The following is a 15,738-nucleotide window of genomic DNA, read 5'->3' on the forward strand; positions in this document are numbered from 1 at the left end:
CTCGACGTGATGCCTCAAGGACATCCCGTAGGGATTGATGTCGGTCTGGAGTATTTTCTCTCAACGTCTGATGGAGAACCGGTCAAGCGACCTCGCTTTTTCAACCATCTGCACCGCAAGCTGAAATCGCTGCAACGCCGATTAAAGAACAAGCAGAAGGGGTCGGCCAACTGGCTGAAGCTCCAGAAGAAAATTTCGAGAGTCCATCAACGCATTGCCGACACACGAAAAGACTGGCATTTTAAGCTGGCTCATCACCTCTGCGACGGCGCAGGGATGGTTTTCGTGGAAGATTTGGACTTCCGCATCATGGCCAAGGGAATGTTGGGCAAGCATACGCTAGACGCGGGGTTAGGGCAGTTTACCAATCAAATCTTGCCATGGGTATGCTTCAAACGTGATGTGTATTACGGCAAAGTTGATGCGCGAGGCACGTCTCAAGAGTGTCCGGATTGCGGGGCAGAGGTTCGCAAAGACCTTTCAACCCGAATCCATCATTGCCACAACTGCGGGTCTATCAAACCCCGTGATGTGGCCAGTGGACAAGTCATCGCTGCCCGTGGGCAACGGGTGGTTGAAATGGCCTGTGGAGGGGATGCGGCGGGGACTGAGTTGGCTCAGTCTAGCTGGCACCTGTTGAAGCAGGAAATCTTTGGGGCGACCCAAGGAATCTCCACGCATAATCTTTGATTTGCGTGGAGAGGATGTCAAACTCAATACGTTGATTGTTCACGAAAATCCACCATGTCTGATCCTCAATCCCGCCGGGAGTATATTCGCGACATCGCCACCAAGGCGACGAAGGATGACCATCCATCCCGTTGGTTTGAGCAGGTGTATACCACGGCTGAGGGAGAATCAGCGGCAATCCCTTGGGCGCAGATGCAGCCAAACCCCCATCTGTTGGCCTGGTTAGATAAGTGCGATCGCCCCAGTCCCTCGCAACGGGCCTTAGTCGTCGGCTGCGGCTTAGGCGATGATGCCGAAGCCTTGGCAGAACGGGGCTATCAGGTCACAGCCTTTGATATTTCCCCGACGGCGATCGCCTGGTGTCAGGAACGATTCCCCAACTCCTCGGTGGAGTATCAAGTGGCCGACTTATTCGAGTTCGCCCAAACTCACTCACAAGCCTTTGATCTCGTCTTTGAATGTCGCACGATTCAAGCCCTCCCCCTGACGGTTCGCCAGCCAACCATAAGCGCCATTTGCCAACTCCTGGCCCCCGAGGGAACCCTATTTCTGATTACCAATGTTCGCGAAGATGAGGCCGAACCCGATGGACCCCCCTGGCCTCTATCCGAGACAGAACTGCAACAGATTTCTCAACAAGGCCTGCAAGAGGTTCAGCGTCACCGCCCTAGCGGAACGAAGCGGCCCACCCTTTGCCTAGAATACCAACGAGTCTCCCAACGAGTCTCGCAAAACCTGTCGTGACCCCTCTCAACGGCCCCCAAACCACAACTCTCGCAATCGTTCATAGGTTCCATCCTCAATCGTTTGCAAGAGGGCAACATTAATCGGTTTCAGGTAGGGACTATTGATCGGGAGTGCAAAACCATAGAACTGACGCTCAAAGATCCCGCCGACGAGTGTTCCCTGGCGATCGCCCTCATGGCTGGCAAAATGCTGTAACACTGGGGCATCATAGACGATCGCCTCGACCTCCCCTCGCTGCAAGGCCTGATACATCTGTTCAGGATCGGCATATTCCCGGGGAATCGTGGGACTGTTGGCCAGAAAATCGGCGGCGGTACTCGATTCCACCGTCGCCACCCGTCGCCCAGCCAAATCATCCAGGGATTGAATCGCGCCCTGTAAGCCATCTACCGTGAAAATCGTGGTCATACTGGCAATAAAATAGCCAAAGACAAAATAGCCAGCACACATCCATAACAAAGCCACCAGTTTACCGAGAGGTCGTTTCGGGGTTTTATCCCCATAGCCGACCGTGGTCACCGTGACAGCGGCCCACCAGAACGCTTCCCAAATCCCCAAAGCATAAGGTCGCGGAAAATCGGGATTATGCCGATGTTCGAGTAACCAGATCAGATGAGCCACCAGCAATAGAATCAGGATAAAGATACCGATGGCCCCGTAAAAGGTGGGCGAGGAGACAATCCCCAGGGTGGTTCGCTGAAGTTGCCCCAACAGTCCTCGATTCTGCTCAGAGACGAGAATCTGCAAGCCTGACTCCAGAATCGGTTGCGAGAAATTAAGCCGTTGTTCCCGTTCAGCGGTGATACTGATGGCCCCAATGCCGATATCCGCCTCGTTTGACTCGACCACCTCAAGCAACGTCTCAACGCTGTCGACGGCTTCGATCGCGTAGGGGACATTGAGGCGACGACTGATTTCCTGCCAGAGATCAATGACAAATCCTTGATATTGGCCATTGTCTTCGATCACGAGGGGCGCAAGCGGTCGCGTGACCACTCGCAGGGGGGGACCTTCCGTTAAGGGTAGGGTGACGGAAGCCGCCGTCCGTCCGGGAAGCCAACAGAGAGTGGCCAGTATGAGCATGATGAGCCAAGACCAACGGACATAGCGACAAGTCTGGGAGTTTTTTAATCGCAAGGGTGGCATCCTCTGACCTCAATGGTATTGCAATGGTATTGCAACAGATTAGCCCAGAGGCCATTCAATCTCGGCTTGATGAGTGGGCAAGCTGGGGACAATTGGCCAGAGCGACCCCTCATTAAGCGGCTCCCGGGAGGCGATCGCCTAGAATAGTCAGTGCCATATACGATGCCCCTTCTTTATCAATGCACGATGAGCCAATGCACGATGAGTCGACTGAGCCGCCAACCCAGCCTAATCATAAATCGCTGAGCTTTAAAACCAAACTGGCCTACGGGGCCGGAGATGCCGGGGCCGGGATTACGGCCACCTTGCTGGCGTTCTCGTTCTTGATCTTCCTAACCAATGTGGCCAACCTGCGTCCTGCTTTGGCGGGAACAGTCTTGCTCATTGGTAAAATCTGGGATGCGGTCAATGATCCGATTATTGGCTATCTCAGCGATCGCACCCGCTCTCGTTGGGGTCGCCGCCATTCCTGGATGTTGGTCGCATCGATTCCCTTTGGGGTCTTTTTCTTCCTCTATTGGATTGTTCCCACCTTCAGCGAAGACCCTGGATTGAACCAATGGGCGCGTTTTATCTATTACACCGTTATCAGCATTATCTTTAACGCCGTTTCCTCGGCGGTCACATTGCCCTATACGGCTCTCACCCCGGAATTGAGCCGAGACTACGACGAACGCACCAGCCTCACCAGTTATCGTTTCTTGTTTTCGATTGGTGGCAGTATTTTGGCGTTGGCGTTGGGGCAATTTTTTGCCATGCGGTTTCCCGATGACAGTATTGCCCAATATCTGAGTCTGGGAGGGGTTTGTGCGATTCTCTCGGTGTTACCCATCTACTGGTGCGTTTGGGGAACCACCGATCCCACAGCCTTTAATCCCCGTCAGAGAGCAGCTTCACCCGGTTCAGACCTCGATCTGCGGCCCTCGGGGTCGATTTGGGTTCAGTTTAAGGATGTGCTGCAAAGTCGCCCGTTTTGGTATGTCATTGGGATTTATCTGTGTTCTTGGCTCTCGTTTCAACTGACGGCGGCCATTATTCCCTACTATGCCGTCAGTTATATGGAGATGGATTCTTACTTTAGCGTCGCTCTGGTGGTTCAAGGGACAGCGATGCTGGCTTTGGTGTTCTGGAGTTGGATCAGCTACAAGTATGGACGCAAACGTGCCTATTTTGCGGGCATGAGTGGCTGGATTGTCGCCCAGATACTGCTGTTTTTCCTGCCGAGCGATCGCGTCGACTGGCTCTATATCCTCTGTGCTTTGGCAGGCTTGGGAGTCTCGACGGCCTATCTGATTCCTTGGTCGATGTTAACCGATGTCACGGACTTGGATGAACTCAACACCGGCGAGCAACGTCAGGGGACGTTTTACGCCTTAATGGTCTTTCTGCAAAAAACAGGCTTAGCATTAGGGATCTGGTTGGCTGGGATTATTTTGGAACTGTCGGGGTTTGTCGAACCTCCTCCTGGGGAGCCGATTCCCCCTCAACCGGAGTCGGCGTTATTTGCTATTCGTCTGGTGGTTGGCCCGCTTCCGGCCCTGTTATTGATGATGGGTTTGCTGCTGATGTACCACTATCCGATTACTCGCGAACTTCAGGAAACTGTGATCCTACGACTGCGAGAACGCCGTGAGAGCCTGGCCCAAGCCAAAAGCCCCCAATCCGGAGATTGAGGGCTAAAAGAGACTCGGAGTTGGACAATCATCCGAGTCTTAGCCTCAGATGAGGCTGCGATCGAACTTATTTGATGACCAGTTTCGCCATCATCCCTGCACCACGGTGGGGGGTGCAGAAGTAGTTGTAGGTTCCGGGAGTCGCATCGTCGGGGATGGTCACATCGTAGCCATCGCCAGCGGAATAGGCTAACTTCGTGTTAGACAGTTGTTTGGCAACGCCAGCATCGGGGGCATTGGCTTCATCAAAGACAACGTTGTGGGGGGGAAGTTTGTTAATGACCCAATGCACGGTGTCTCCAGGGCTGACTTCTACGGTTGCCGGCTCGAAGGCTAACATACCATTGTCGGCACCCATTTTAATGGTGACATCGGCGGCGGCAGCAGGAGCCACGGACATCGCGAAGCTACCGATAACCAGCACGACTGCAAAGAAAGCTTGAATTAAACGTTTCGACATTATCTTATTTGCCAATCTCAATCATCTATGACGGAGCGTCATAGCTATCATTGTAAAGGAAAATGTACGATCGCAGTGACAAGCCGTCAAATTTCTTTTTCATTCTCGCCTGAGGCCCCCTGATGACGCTTCTTGATATTCTCCGCCAGGATTACCAACGCTTCCCTGAGAATCAGACCTACGAGATCTATGCTGAGGATGTCTATTTTAAAGATCCTCTCAATGAATTTCGTGGCTGCGATCGCTACCGTCAGAATATCCACTTCATCGCCACCTGGTTTAAGGCGGTTCATCTGGAGTTACATGATCTCTGCCAGGAGGGCGATCGCATCCGCAGTGATTGGACATTAAGCTGGAACACCCCCCTACCCTGGTTCCCCCGCATCTCCATCCCCGGCTGGAGCGAGTTAACCGTAAACAGCGAGGGGAAAATCAGCCGTCACCTCGACTACTGGCATTGCTCCCCCTGGCAGGTGCTACGACAACATATCCCCTTCACCTCCCCCCCCTCTCCACCAAAATTTTAACTGCTCGGCGGGAAGTCCCGCACTGTACCTGCTCATGTCAGCGTCGGGATGAAAGCCAGGGTGATGTAGCGGAGCGGAATCGCCAAGTACAAGTTATCACTAAAGCCATTCGTGGTAGAATTCCAGCATGAGAAATGTTGTCAAGGTCAGAATTTATCCCACCCCTGAGCAGCAAGAGTTGCTGGCGCAGTCTTTTGGCTGTGCTCGATGGTTCTGGAATAATTCTCTGGCCTTGAATAACGAAACTTACAAAGCCACAGGCAAGGGTTTGTCTAGACAGGCCTACAACGACCGTCTGCCAGCGCTCAAGACTGAGTATCCTTGGCTAAAGGATTGTTATTCTCAAGTGCTGCAATCGGTTAGCTTGAATCTCTCTAGGGCGTTTATCAACTTTTTTGAGGGCAGGGCCAAATACCCTAACTTCAAGAGCAAGCATAGCAAGCAGTCGATCCAGTACCCGCAAAACGTCAAGCTGCTTGACGGCAAAATTAAACTGCCTAAGATAGGCTCGGTTAGCGCTAAGCTGCATCGCACATTTGAGGGCAAACTAAAAACCGTTACCATCAGTTTGAACAAAGCGGGGAAATATCACGCTTCGTTGTTGTTTGACGATGGTCTTCCTGGGCCAGCGCCAAACGCAGATGGCCAAGCGATTGGTATTGACTTAGGGCTAACTCACTTTGCTATCACATCTGACGGCTCAAAATACGACAATCCTAGACACCTAGCGAAGCGGGCTAAAAACCTAAAGCGCAAGCAACAGAAACTAGCCCGAAAACAGAACGGCTCAGGCAAACGCAAAAAAGCCCGCAAGATTGTTGCCAGGGTGCATGAGCGAATTGCCAACACCCGCCAAGACTTCCAGCACAAACTCTCTCGTAAACTTGTTGACGAAAACCAAGTCATCATTACGGAAGACCTGGCCGTCAAAAACCTAGTGAGAAACCATTCCTTAGCCAAGTCGATTAGCGATGCAGGCTGGGCAGAATTCACTCTTGCTGATCAAGTACAAGGCCGAGAAAGAAGGGAAAATCTACCTAGAGATTGGGCGGTTTTTCCCCTCAAGTAAGACTTGTCACGTATGCCTTCATCAAGTCGGTAGACTACCTATGTCAGTGCGTAGCTGGGAATGCCCTAGCTGCCAGACCAAACACGACAGAGACATCAACGCCGCCATCAACATCAGGGATGAAGGACTAAGGATTCTAGCGTTGGGAACCAGCGCTACTGCCCAGGGAGGCAAGGTAAGTCCAAAGCGGGGGCGGAAGTCATCCGTAGAGGCTCATGCCGTTGAACTGGGAAGCCCGCACTCTACGCGAAGCGTGAGTGTCGGGTAGTTCACCCATCTCTAACGAGTGATAGACGCAGCCGCTGCCAAAAAACGTTAAGGTTAACAAATGTGTAGCACTTCTCAGAATTAAGGACTCACCCCAACGATGCGAATTATCCTCATGACGGGCAAAGGCGGCGTAGGTAAAACCTCAGTCGCCGCCGCCACCGGGCTGCAATGCGCCCAAAAGGGCTATCGAACCCTGGTTCTCAGCACCGATCCGGCTCACTCCCTGGCCGACAGTTTTGATCAAGAACTCAGTCACGAACCCCGTCTGATTCAAGAGAACCTCTGGGGGGCGGAGTTAGACGCTTTGGTGGAATTAGCAGAGAACTGGGGTTCGGTTCAGAAATACATTACTGAAGTTCTGCAAGCTCGGGGTTTAGAAGGCGTGCAAGCCGAAGAACTGGCCATCCTACCGGGAATGGATGAAATTTTCGGCTTGGTACGGATGAAACGCCACTATGATGAGGGCGAATATGATGTGCTGATCGTTGACTCAGCCCCGACTGGAACGGCTCTGAGACTGTTGAGTTTGCCGGAAGTGGGGGGCTGGTATATGAGACGGTTTTACAAGCCGTTACAGGGCATTTCTGTGGCGCTACGTCCCCTGGTTGAGCCGTTGTTTAAACCCCTGGCGGGGTTCTCCCTGCCCGATCGCGCCGTCATGGATGCACCCTATGAGTTTTATGAGCAAATTGAAGCCCTAGAAAAAGTCCTCACCGACAACAGCCAAACCACAGTGCGTCTGGTGATGAATCCAGAGCGGATGGTGATTAAGGAGTCTCTACGCGCTCATGCCTATTTAAGTCTCTACAATGTGGCCACAGATTTAGTGATTGCCAACCGCATTCTCCCGGACAATGTCACCGATCCCTTTTTCGTGCGCTGGAAAGAACAACAGCAAGTGTATAAGCAAGAGATTCATGAAAACTTCCATCCCTTGCCCGTAAAAGAAGTTCCGTTATACTCCGAGGAAATGTGCGGTATGGAAGCGTTGCAACGCTTGCGCGAGACGCTCTATGGCGACGAAGACCCCAGCCAAGTTTATTACGAGGAAAATACAATTCGTGTTTTTCAAGAAGAGGGAATTTATCGTCTGGAGTTATATTTACCTGGCATCACCAAGGACAAAATCCAACTCTCGAAAACCGGCGATGAGTTAAACATTTGCATCGGTAATCACCGCCGCAACTTGGTCCTGCCTCAAGCTCTGGCGGCTCTACAACCTTCGGGGGCAAAAATGGATGAAGATTATTTGAGGATTCAGTTTAGTTAGAGGGAACAGGGAACAGGGAACTGGGAACAGGGGGGAGAAGGCAAGAGGCAAGAGGCAAGAGGCAAGAGGGGGCTACGTGGACTTGGAGTGGCCTCCTGGGTGCTGGCCGGGTTTTGGGCCGATGAGATTTCTGCAACTCGGAACCATGGTCAATTAAAATCATCTCGACCTGAGTGGTTGTACTCTCCAGAATCGACGTGAGACAATCCCTGACATGAGCGAGCCTTGTTAACGGGTTCAAGCTCATCCCATTCCCATCGAGATGCCCCATGGAGAATCGCAAAATGGCACGCGCCATGAATACCAAGCAGTTTCAACGCTATTTAGTCAGCACATCAGCCTTGGGGATCTTTATGATCGCAGCCTTAGTCGCTGTGGTGGCCATCCTTCCCCTGTCCGAACGACTCAAAGAGGGGGAACAGCGTAACTTAGAATTTGCGGCGACCACTCATGGTCGAACGGTGCAGGAAATTCTCTCTCGCCTGACGGACATTGCCATGCAGGTGACGAGCCGTACTCGCGCCCGCCAAGAACTTGAAGCCTATAATCAGGGTGAACTGGAGCGAGAACCCTTTGTGACGAGTAATCAACGGATTTTAGGGGATGCTCTCAACCAATCCCCTGAAATTCTCGGGATTACTCGTCTCGATGCCAATAATAATTTAGCGGTGCAGGTGGGGCGAACCATCCCCACAAGAGACTGGATTATTCCAGAACAATCAGCCCAAAACGCCCAATTGGGGTCTCCCTTGAGGTTGGAGGATGGTCAGTATGCCCTCCTGGTGGCGGCCCCGATTCTCAATGGTCAAGAACAACGGGTGGGAACGGATTTGGTGTTATTTGACATTTCTAATTTGGAGAGTCTAACCCATCAGGGACACCTGCTCGGTAGCAGCGGCGTGATTGTTCTGGGCCGGCAACGCAACGGTGGGAGTGAGCTGTTGTTTGATGATGATGAACTTGAACATCAGCAGCCGTTGGAGGAGGCGTTAGCTGAGGCCGTTGCTGGGGAGGTTCGGCTGCGTTTAGTTGAAACGACGATACAGGAGGAGATTGCGATCGCCAGCTTACGCCTAACCAATCACGATTGGGCATTAGCGGTCAAACTCGACAGCCAGGAACTCTATCAGGGCATCATGGAGGATATCCGTAACCTGGCCGGGGTAATCATCATCCTGACTCTGGTGGGGAGTGGGGTGATGGTGCTGTTGTTGCGGCCCTTGGCGGGACAGGCGATCGTGCAAACAGAAGACTTGGAACAGCAACTCAACGAAACCCAAGAATTGCTGGCCCTCAAAAGTGCCGCCTTAGAGCAGCAAAGTCAAAAAGAGGAATATCTCCAGGCGGCCATGGAGCAGATTGAACGACTGAGATCCTCAGCCCGTGAGGTGTCCCATCAATCGGAACAAGCCGAATCGACCTCTGAGGAAGCCTTGAAGCTCGTGTATCAGGGAGCCGAAGACGTAGCCAACGCTCTTTCGGGGACCCAGGCCCTGCGACAACAGGTGCAGGACATTTTAGAGGAGATGCAGCGGCTCAATGAGAGTACCGATCGCATCGGTGTCATTGCTCGGCTGGTGGGGGATGTGGCCTCACAGACGAATATGTTAGCCCTGAATGCGGCCGTTGAGGCGGTCCGAGCCGGAGAGAAGGGCAAAGGCTTTGCGGTGGTGGCGGCCGAAATTCGGAAACTGGCGGATCAGAGTCATCAGTCGGCCGAGCGGATTCGTCATCTGAGCACCGAGATCCAAACGGCGATTCGCTCGACTTCGACGGCGACGCAGTTAGGTACGGAAACAGCGGATTCTGGGGTGCGCGTTGCGGGGGAAACCGCTGAAGTCTTTGCGACGGTTCGTGAGTCAATTCAGTCCGTGGCCCAGACGACGAATCGCATTGCGCAGGTGAACCATCACCAGGCTCAGGAAATCGAGTCTCTGGTGCAGACGTTACGCGCCCTCGATGATGTCACCTCGTCTTGATAGGCTTCATAGCTCGGGTTGTGAGTCTTGAGAGCCATCAGTCGGCCTTAAAACGAGAGTTTGTAGAGCATAAAGAGTTCTCCAGGGCGGCGGCTGACTTTCTGGCTGTGGGCCTTGAACAGACGTTCCCAGTCGCTGAGGGGTTCGAGGAAGACTTCGCTACCGAGATAGGTTTCTAAGATAGCCCAATCTTCAGCCAGAGGCGCTTCGGGGTTGAGAACATCGAAGACGAACTGGCCGCCGGGTTTGAGGACCGTTTGCACGGCTTCGATCACCCGCTGCCAATAGTCGAGAGGAAAGTAACAACTGACTCCGGTGGCGATAACGAGGTCGAAGAAGTTGGCCTCGTAGTCTTCTAGGAAATGGGCGCCACCGACGGTTACGCCTTTGAAGAGTTTGGAGTTGAGTTGTGGGGCGCGGGATTTGAGGGCATCACAGGCGACGCGGCTAATGTCGCGCCCGTAGAAGAGGGCATCCCAGGTAATCCAGGGGTAAATGAGGAAACTGACCCCGCAGCCAAGATCGAGACAGCGCTGATTTTTTTTGGGTTTGGCTAGGTCCCAAAAGGGGGAAGCAATCCGCTGTTGAAGTTTTCCGGCGGCCCAGTCGGGAAACAGATCGAGGGCTTCGACTTCGGCGGGAACCTCGAAGGGGTCGCCGCGATAGTCTCGATTGTACCGCTGCGAGAGTTGGGCTAGGCGATCGCTGAGGGGAATTTGGCTCACGGGGATTGACGGTAACGACTCAAGACTTCAGGAACTGACAAGTCTGGGATTAGCGCCCTTTGAGGGCTTTGGTAAAGTTTTGACGATAGGACTTGTTGCTAAGGTAGAGGACGGGCCACATGAGCGAGAGGGCGATTTGATTGCCAATCCCTCTCTCGAAGCTGGTGCGGTGGAAGCCTTGCCAGAACTTCCAGACGCCGCCGGCGTAGACAACGATGAGGACAAACAGGAGTAGTTTCATGATGGTATTTCGACCAAGGTGCAGGTCTGCAAGGAAAAGAACGATGACAACTTCGACCCGGCTAGGCTGAGTTAGCCCTGGCGGCCGCAGCTGTCTATTAGGTCTAGTTTAGCCAAACTTGGCTTAATCGACTTGCGCGGGGGCGTCGTTGAGACCAAAATGTTGAATGACTCGGATGACGCCGATGGACAAAATCAGGCCGAGGACGAGGCCTCCTAGGACGAGAATGCTGAAGTAGCGGCGTAGGATTGAAGCGGTCTTGTCGCTACGCTGGACTGCGTTTTCAGGAAATTCTCCGTCGGGAGTTTCGGAGTTTTGATAAACGGGATCCTCGGCGAGGCCCGGTGTATCGTTAAAGGGGTTGGGACCGCCATTGAAGGGGTCGGGGAAGGGGTTACTCATCGCGTCTGTAGGATTGGGGCGCTTACGGCCATCACTTAGGGCTATTGTAAGACATTGGCGTTAGCTACCTGAGGATGAGGGCTGAGGCTGGTGCTGATGGCTATATTTGCCGACGATTTCTAGGAGTTGTTCGCCATCAAAGGGTTTGGTTAGATATTCGGTGGCCCCGGCTAGGTGACCTTTAACTTTGTCAAAGGCTTTGTCTCGGGCCGTCAGCATGATGATGGGTAAATCTTCAAACTGGGGTAGACTTCTGACGGTTCGACACATTTCTAACCCATCAATGTCGGGCATGGACACATCGAGTAGGACGACGGCGATCCGTTCGTGATAGATGGTGCTGAGGGCATCTAAGGCGTTGTCAGCTAGAATGACGCGGTAGTGCTTTTCTAAAGTCCGTTGGATGGTTTTTTGCATCACGGGACTGTCATCGACCGCGAGGATGGTGGGGGAATTTAAGGAGTTGACAGGCATGGCGTTCTCTCAAGAGGGACGTCCCCGTTGCGGCGATCGCAAGTCCTGGTTGCAGCGGATTCAAGGATGGTACGAGGGACACCTAATCTCCTCAATCGGAGTCGGGATGGAGGTGCGATCGGCTAGGGTTTAACGGTTTATGTGGCCATGGTAACAATTTTTGAGCTGCCTCAGTTAAAAGCGTTTTAAAACTTGAGATCTCTTTTCGTCTCGGCGGGGCCTGAGCTAACGTTCTCGCTTTTAATTTTTTTTAATAATTTGCAGTTCAGAGTAGGTAATCTTACGGTAAGTTGTCGGGAGTGGCAAGCAAGAATCGACTAAAAAAGCAACCCTTGCATTTCATTAAATCTTTACGAAATCTAAAGACAATCAGGTAAACTAGAGAGGTAGGGCGACCAAGGCCGGGTTCCTCGATGCGATAAAAGTAGATCAATCGGTGAGTTTGAGGGGTGTCCCTGGGCCAAACCCGTCATCGTCTCTTGAACTGGTGCAGGATCGCAATCTACGGATTATGAGCTTTCGAGACACTCATTCACGAGATTGAGTTGCAACAATGGTCTCAGGTTTAGCTGGATGTTCAGCTAGACAACGTGATTAACCCCCTGATGGCTCTACTTGTCAGTCGAGGCAACTGTTATGTTAGCTCACACCCATCCATCGCGCGCATTGTTAGAGGTTGCCATGCCCGAAGCGTCCTGTGCGTTTGACGAACACCCCAATGAGGCGTTCAAAGATCTCGCACGACTTGCCACTTATATCTGCCAAGCTCCGGTTGCAGCGATCGTGTTTAGCAACGGGATGCGATCGAGTGCTGGCCAAGGGTTAGGGGACACCGCGCCGGGCCAGTATCGCTGTTGGATTAAAGCGGCGTTGGGGATGTCGCCTGAGCAGTTTGGCCTCTGTATTGATTTATGTGAGGTGACCCTCGATCGCGATCGCCTGACGGTGATCGAAGACTTAAGCCAACAGCCCCAGTTACGCGATCGCCCCTTCATTAACAGCTCTCCTCACTATCGCTTCTATTGTGGGATTCCCCTCGTTAGTCCCAAAGGAACAACCGTGGGAACCCTCTGTGTCCTCGACGATGAACCGCGTCAACTCGATTTAACCCAGCGCAAAGCTCTGGCCACCCTCAGCCGCCAAGCGACGCGATCGCTGCGAGCCTTACGAGACTTTGGCACCTATTTTCAACGCTCTCCTTGGCAAGATAGCCGCAGCCAACATTATCTCGGTGCGGTTCCCCTAGCCAAAAATCCCTATCATTTGCCCCTCCCCGCCAAGACAGCGGCGCAATCGTCCCATGATGAGATCTCTCGCTTTCCCCAGGATGAAACCCCCAATCGCTTCAGCATCCTCGAAACCATTACCGAAGCCTTTTTCGCCGTCGATCGCCAATGGCGACTCCTCTACGTCAACCGTCGCGCCGAAAAACTCTGGAACATCCGCCGCAATGAAGTCGTAGATACCAATCTCTGGGAAACCTTCCCCGATTTGATTGAATCGGTCTTCGCTCAAGAATGTCACGCCGCCTTTGACACCCAAACCTGCCGCCATTTTGAGGAATACTACGATCCCCTGGGAATCTGGCTCGAAGTGCGGCTGCACCCAGAACCCCAACGGCTATCGATTTATTTCCGGGATGTCACCCAATACAAAAAAAATGAGACGGTTTTGCTCGAACAAAGCCACCTCTCTAGTCTGGTCAGTTCCGTCAGTAGCGCTCTGGCTCAAAGTCAGACCCTCGATGAAAGCCTCGATCGCAGCATTCAGGCCCTGTTAACCCATCTACAGGCGAAAACCGTAGGAATTTGGCTCGTTCAGGCCGACGACCCCGATACAACCACCTTTGACTGCACCGAACAACCGCTGACATTGGCGCAACATAACCACACCGGGGACTCCCTCCCCGATGATCTGTTTCCCAAAACAACAGTATTAGAGGAATCCCTTTTGGGTTGGGTGGCCGACATTCGCGAACCCTATATCAATAATCGCCTCGATCGCATCGGCCAAGATTTCCCCTTAGAGTCGGCGGCGGCTTTGCCCAACTCAGGATTCGATCCGTCCGTTCTCGATGTGGCGAAGCTAACAGCATGGGCCAACGATCAGAACATTCAGGGATTGGTTCTCTATCCGCTTATTGTCGAAGAACGCCTCTTAGGGGTGCTGTTAATTTGTGGCTGTCATCCCTGGACCGAAGATGCGGTCAGCGTTCTGGATTGGTTGTCGAGTACCATCGGCTTATCGGTCGATCGCTCCTGGGCGCGTGAGGCCCTGGTTAATCGCCGCAAATCCCTACTGTTTCGCCTCGCCGGACAGATCCGCAATTCCCTAGATCTCGATACGATCCTAGATACGGCCGTTCATGAAATCCGTAGTCTGCTGCAAATTGACCGCTGTTATTATCTCTGGTGTTCAGGACAAGGTGAGTCTCCCCTGACGTTGGCGGTCACTCATGAAGCCTGTGCGAAAGATATTCCCAGCTTTTTGGGCGAAAGCTTTATGTCTCAGGCCGAACGGCTGGTTCCTAAAATTTGGCAACTGGAAACGGTGCAGTTGAATGATCTCGATCAGGCCGACGACGAGACACGGGCCTTTTTAGAACCGTTGGATGTTAAGGCCCAGTTGATTCTACCGTTGGGAACTCGCTCTGGACAGTTTGGGGCGATCGCCTGTAGTCATGGCAATGGCCGCATTTGGAATGATAATGAGGTGGAATTGTTGCAGGCGGTAGTCGATCAGTTGGCGATCGCCATCGATCAAGCCGAACTCTACGCCAAAACCTGCGCGGCGGCCCTGGCGGCCCAAACGCAGGCCCGTCAACTGCAAGAGGCCATGGAACATCTCAAACAAACTGAGGCCCAGTTAATCCAACATGAGAAAATGTCCAGTTTAGGGCAGATGGTGGCCGGGATTGCCCATGAAATCAACAATCCTGTTAACTTCATTACCGGCAACATCAGCCACGCCAGCACCTATGTCGAAGACTTACTGGGGTTGATTGACCTCTATCAACGCCATATTCCCGATCCGCCTGAGGAGATTGAGGACGAAATCGAGGATATTGACCTGGAATTTCTCGAAGAAGACTTACCCAAGTTAATCGATTCGATGAAAATGGGGGCTGAACGTATCCGTCAGATTGTCGTCTCGTTGCGGAACTTCTCGCGCCTCGATGAGGCCGATGTGAAGGCCGTCGATATCCATGAGGGGATTGAAAGCACCCTGTTGATTCTCCATAACCGCTTGAAAGGTAAAGGAGAACTGGCCCCGATTCGCGTGATTAAGTATTATGGCGACTTGCCGAAAGTCGACTGTTTCCCTGGATTGCTCAATCAGGTGTTTATGAACATCATCGCCAATGCGATCGATGCCGTCGAGGATCATGGTTTGCGTAGTCCGCAATCTTCCGAGACTCCCACCATCACGATTTGTACCGAGACGACTTGTAGTGGGTTAACTCCCGGTGCGAAGAATTGTACGAATCCCGACAGTGTCACGATTCGGATTCGCGACAATGGACCGGGGATTAAGTCGGAAATGCTAGAGAAACTGTTTGATCCCTTCTTTACCACCAAGTCCGTTGGCAAAGGAACGGGGTTAGGCCTCTCGATTGGCTATCAAATCATTGTCGAGAAACACCAGGGCCGCATTTGGTGTGAGTCAGAAGAAGGGACGGGAACGGAGTTCTTTATGCAGATTCCTCTACGTCAGCCGGAGTTGGATTTGTAGGGGCAAAAGAAGGGAACAGGGAACAGAAGGCAAGAGGCAAGAGGCATAACCCACCCCTAACCCCTCCCAAGAGGGGATGGCAAGAGGCAAGAGGGGGCTGGAGACAGAGTTTAAATTTCTCACTAAAATTGTTTAAACTTACTCAAGCTTTAAGCTATAATCAAATCATGAGTAAGTTTAGCATTTCCGAAGCCGCAAAAATCAAAGGAGTCTCACCATCGACGTTAAGACGTTGGGAATCAGAAGGGATATTAATCCCCGAGCGCACAGCGTCGGGACACCGGAGATACTCTATGTCTCAATGGCTCGGTGTTGAATCTCACAGAGCGTACA

Annotated in this window: 14 protein-coding genes and 2 pseudogenes; 10 read left to right on the top strand and 6 right to left on the bottom strand. The window is 52.5% G+C overall.

All coding sequences use genetic code 11. From position 1 onward, the window contains the following. Positions 1-712: pseudogene (locus tag R6U67_RS18465) on the top strand (RNA-guided endonuclease InsQ/TnpB family protein); the annotation flags it as partial. Between the two features lie 32 nt (positions 713-744). Next, positions 745-1,434 carry a class I SAM-dependent methyltransferase gene (locus tag R6U67_RS18470; protein ID WP_410253908.1) on the top strand — a complete coding sequence of 230 codons (690 nt, stop codon included), beginning with the start codon at positions 745-747 and terminating at the stop codon, positions 1,432-1,434. A gap of 6 nt (positions 1,435-1,440) precedes the next feature. Here R6U67_RS18470 and R6U67_RS18475 read toward each other — a convergent pair whose 3' ends face one another. Further along, entirely contained in the window at positions 1,441-2,583 is a 1,143-nt protein-coding gene (locus R6U67_RS18475; RefSeq protein WP_410253909.1) for a transporter substrate-binding domain-containing protein, read from the bottom strand. Between the two features lie 179 nt (positions 2,584-2,762). Here R6U67_RS18475 and R6U67_RS18480 point away from each other — a divergent pair, with 179 nt between their 5' ends. After that, positions 2,763-4,256 (top strand): MFS transporter, encoded by a 1,494-nt coding sequence (locus tag R6U67_RS18480; RefSeq protein ID WP_410253910.1) that lies wholly within the window; start codon positions 2,763-2,765, stop codon positions 4,254-4,256. A 67-nt stretch (positions 4,257-4,323) separates the two neighbouring features. Here R6U67_RS18480 and petE read toward each other — a convergent pair whose 3' ends face one another. After that, positions 4,324-4,716, bottom strand: a complete 393-nt coding sequence (gene petE, locus R6U67_RS18485; protein ID WP_087705378.1) for a plastocyanin — start codon at positions 4,714-4,716, stop codon at positions 4,324-4,326. A gap of 122 nt (positions 4,717-4,838) precedes the next feature. On the opposite strand from petE, the gene R6U67_RS18490 reads away from it, so the two are divergent. The 4 genes and pseudogenes from R6U67_RS18490 to R6U67_RS18505 all read left to right on the top strand — a co-directional run bounded on the left by R6U67_RS18490 (position 4,839) and on the right by R6U67_RS18505 (position 9,831). Next, a complete protein-coding gene (locus R6U67_RS18490) occupies positions 4,839-5,243 on the top strand; it encodes a DUF2358 domain-containing protein (RefSeq protein ID WP_087705377.1) in 405 nt (134 codons plus the stop codon). Between the two features lie 127 nt (positions 5,244-5,370). Beyond that, positions 5,371-6,580 (top strand): annotated as a pseudogene (locus tag R6U67_RS18495) (RNA-guided endonuclease InsQ/TnpB family protein). A gap of 99 nt (positions 6,581-6,679) precedes the next feature. After that, the gene (locus R6U67_RS18500; protein ID WP_087705376.1) at positions 6,680-7,852 is read left to right on the top strand and encodes a TRC40/GET3/ArsA family transport-energizing ATPase; all 1,173 of its coding nucleotides are present in this window, start codon (positions 6,680-6,682) and stop codon (positions 7,850-7,852) included. Positions 7,853-8,121: 269 nt separating this feature from the next. After that, the gene (locus R6U67_RS18505; RefSeq protein ID WP_410253911.1) at positions 8,122-9,831 is read left to right on the top strand and encodes a methyl-accepting chemotaxis protein; all 1,710 of its coding nucleotides are present in this window, start codon (positions 8,122-8,124) and stop codon (positions 9,829-9,831) included. Between the two features lie 47 nt (positions 9,832-9,878). Here the strand turns inward: R6U67_RS18505 and R6U67_RS18510 are convergent, their stop codons facing one another. The 4 genes from R6U67_RS18510 to R6U67_RS18525 all read right to left on the bottom strand — a co-directional run bounded on the left by R6U67_RS18510 (position 9,879) and on the right by R6U67_RS18525 (position 11,673). After that, positions 9,879-10,556, bottom strand: a complete 678-nt coding sequence (locus R6U67_RS18510; protein ID WP_410253912.1) for a class I SAM-dependent methyltransferase — start codon at positions 10,554-10,556, stop codon at positions 9,879-9,881. A 49-nt stretch (positions 10,557-10,605) separates the two neighbouring features. Beyond that, positions 10,606-10,797 carry a hypothetical protein gene (locus tag R6U67_RS18515; protein WP_410253913.1) on the bottom strand — a complete coding sequence of 64 codons (192 nt, stop codon included), beginning with the start codon at positions 10,795-10,797 and terminating at the stop codon, positions 10,606-10,608. A 123-nt stretch (positions 10,798-10,920) separates the two neighbouring features. After that, positions 10,921-11,199, bottom strand: a complete 279-nt coding sequence (locus tag R6U67_RS18520; RefSeq protein WP_410253914.1) for a hypothetical protein — start codon at positions 11,197-11,199, stop codon at positions 10,921-10,923. 60 nt (positions 11,200-11,259) lie between these two features. After that, positions 11,260-11,673 (bottom strand): PleD family two-component system response regulator, encoded by a 414-nt coding sequence (locus R6U67_RS18525; protein ID WP_410253915.1) that lies wholly within the window; start codon positions 11,671-11,673, stop codon positions 11,260-11,262. On the opposite strand from R6U67_RS18525, the gene R6U67_RS18530 reads away from it, so the two are divergent. From R6U67_RS18530 to R6U67_RS18540, 3 genes are all read left to right on the top strand, one after another. After that, positions 11,672-11,806 carry a hypothetical protein gene (locus tag R6U67_RS18530; protein WP_410253916.1) on the top strand — a complete coding sequence of 45 codons (135 nt, stop codon included), beginning with the start codon at positions 11,672-11,674 and terminating at the stop codon, positions 11,804-11,806. The two genes, R6U67_RS18525 and R6U67_RS18530, sit on opposite strands and share 2 nt — an antisense overlap. A gap of 548 nt (positions 11,807-12,354) precedes the next feature. Further along, entirely contained in the window at positions 12,355-15,405 is a 3,051-nt protein-coding gene (locus R6U67_RS18535; protein ID WP_410253917.1) for a GAF domain-containing protein, read from the top strand. Between the two features lie 167 nt (positions 15,406-15,572). Further along, the coding region (locus R6U67_RS18540; RefSeq protein WP_410253918.1) for a MerR family DNA-binding transcriptional regulator at positions 15,573-15,738 on the top strand (166 nt) is incomplete at its 3' end.

Origin of the sequence: Sodalinema sp. (assembly GCF_046483825.1) — a bacterium.
Taxonomy (GTDB): Bacteria; Cyanobacteriota; Cyanobacteriia; order Cyanobacteriales; family Geitlerinemataceae; genus Sodalinema.

Excerpts from the sequence above, each read along its gene's own strand:
- R6U67_RS18535 (WP_410253917.1), top strand. The coding sequence starts at position 12,355 with ATGCCCGAAGCGTCCTGTGCGTTTGACGAACACCCCAATGAGGCGTTC.
- R6U67_RS18490 (WP_087705377.1), top strand. The coding sequence starts at position 4,839 with ATGACGCTTCTTGATATTCTCCGCCAGGATTACCAACGCTTCCCTGAG.
- R6U67_RS18470 (WP_410253908.1), top strand. The coding sequence starts at position 745 with ATGTCTGATCCTCAATCCCGCCGGGAGTATATTCGCGACATCGCCACC.
- R6U67_RS18500 (WP_087705376.1), top strand. The coding sequence starts at position 6,680 with ATGCGAATTATCCTCATGACGGGCAAAGGCGGCGTAGGTAAAACCTCA.
- R6U67_RS18505 (WP_410253911.1), top strand. The coding sequence starts at position 8,122 with ATGGAGAATCGCAAAATGGCACGCGCCATGAATACCAAGCAGTTTCAA.
- R6U67_RS18520 (WP_410253914.1), bottom strand. The coding sequence starts at position 11,199 with ATGAGTAACCCCTTCCCCGACCCCTTCAATGGCGGTCCCAACCCCTTT.
- R6U67_RS18525 (WP_410253915.1), bottom strand. The coding sequence starts at position 11,673 with ATGCCTGTCAACTCCTTAAATTCCCCCACCATCCTCGCGGTCGATGAC.
- R6U67_RS18515 (WP_410253913.1), bottom strand. The coding sequence starts at position 10,797 with ATGAAACTACTCCTGTTTGTCCTCATCGTTGTCTACGCCGGCGGCGTC.
- R6U67_RS18480 (WP_410253910.1), top strand. The coding sequence starts at position 2,763 with ATGCACGATGAGCCAATGCACGATGAGTCGACTGAGCCGCCAACCCAG.
- R6U67_RS18475 (WP_410253909.1), bottom strand. The coding sequence starts at position 2,583 with ATGCCACCCTTGCGATTAAAAAACTCCCAGACTTGTCGCTATGTCCGT.
- petE (WP_087705378.1), bottom strand. The coding sequence starts at position 4,716 with ATGTCGAAACGTTTAATTCAAGCTTTCTTTGCAGTCGTGCTGGTTATC.
- R6U67_RS18530 (WP_410253916.1), top strand. The coding sequence starts at position 11,672 with ATGGCGTTCTCTCAAGAGGGACGTCCCCGTTGCGGCGATCGCAAGTCC.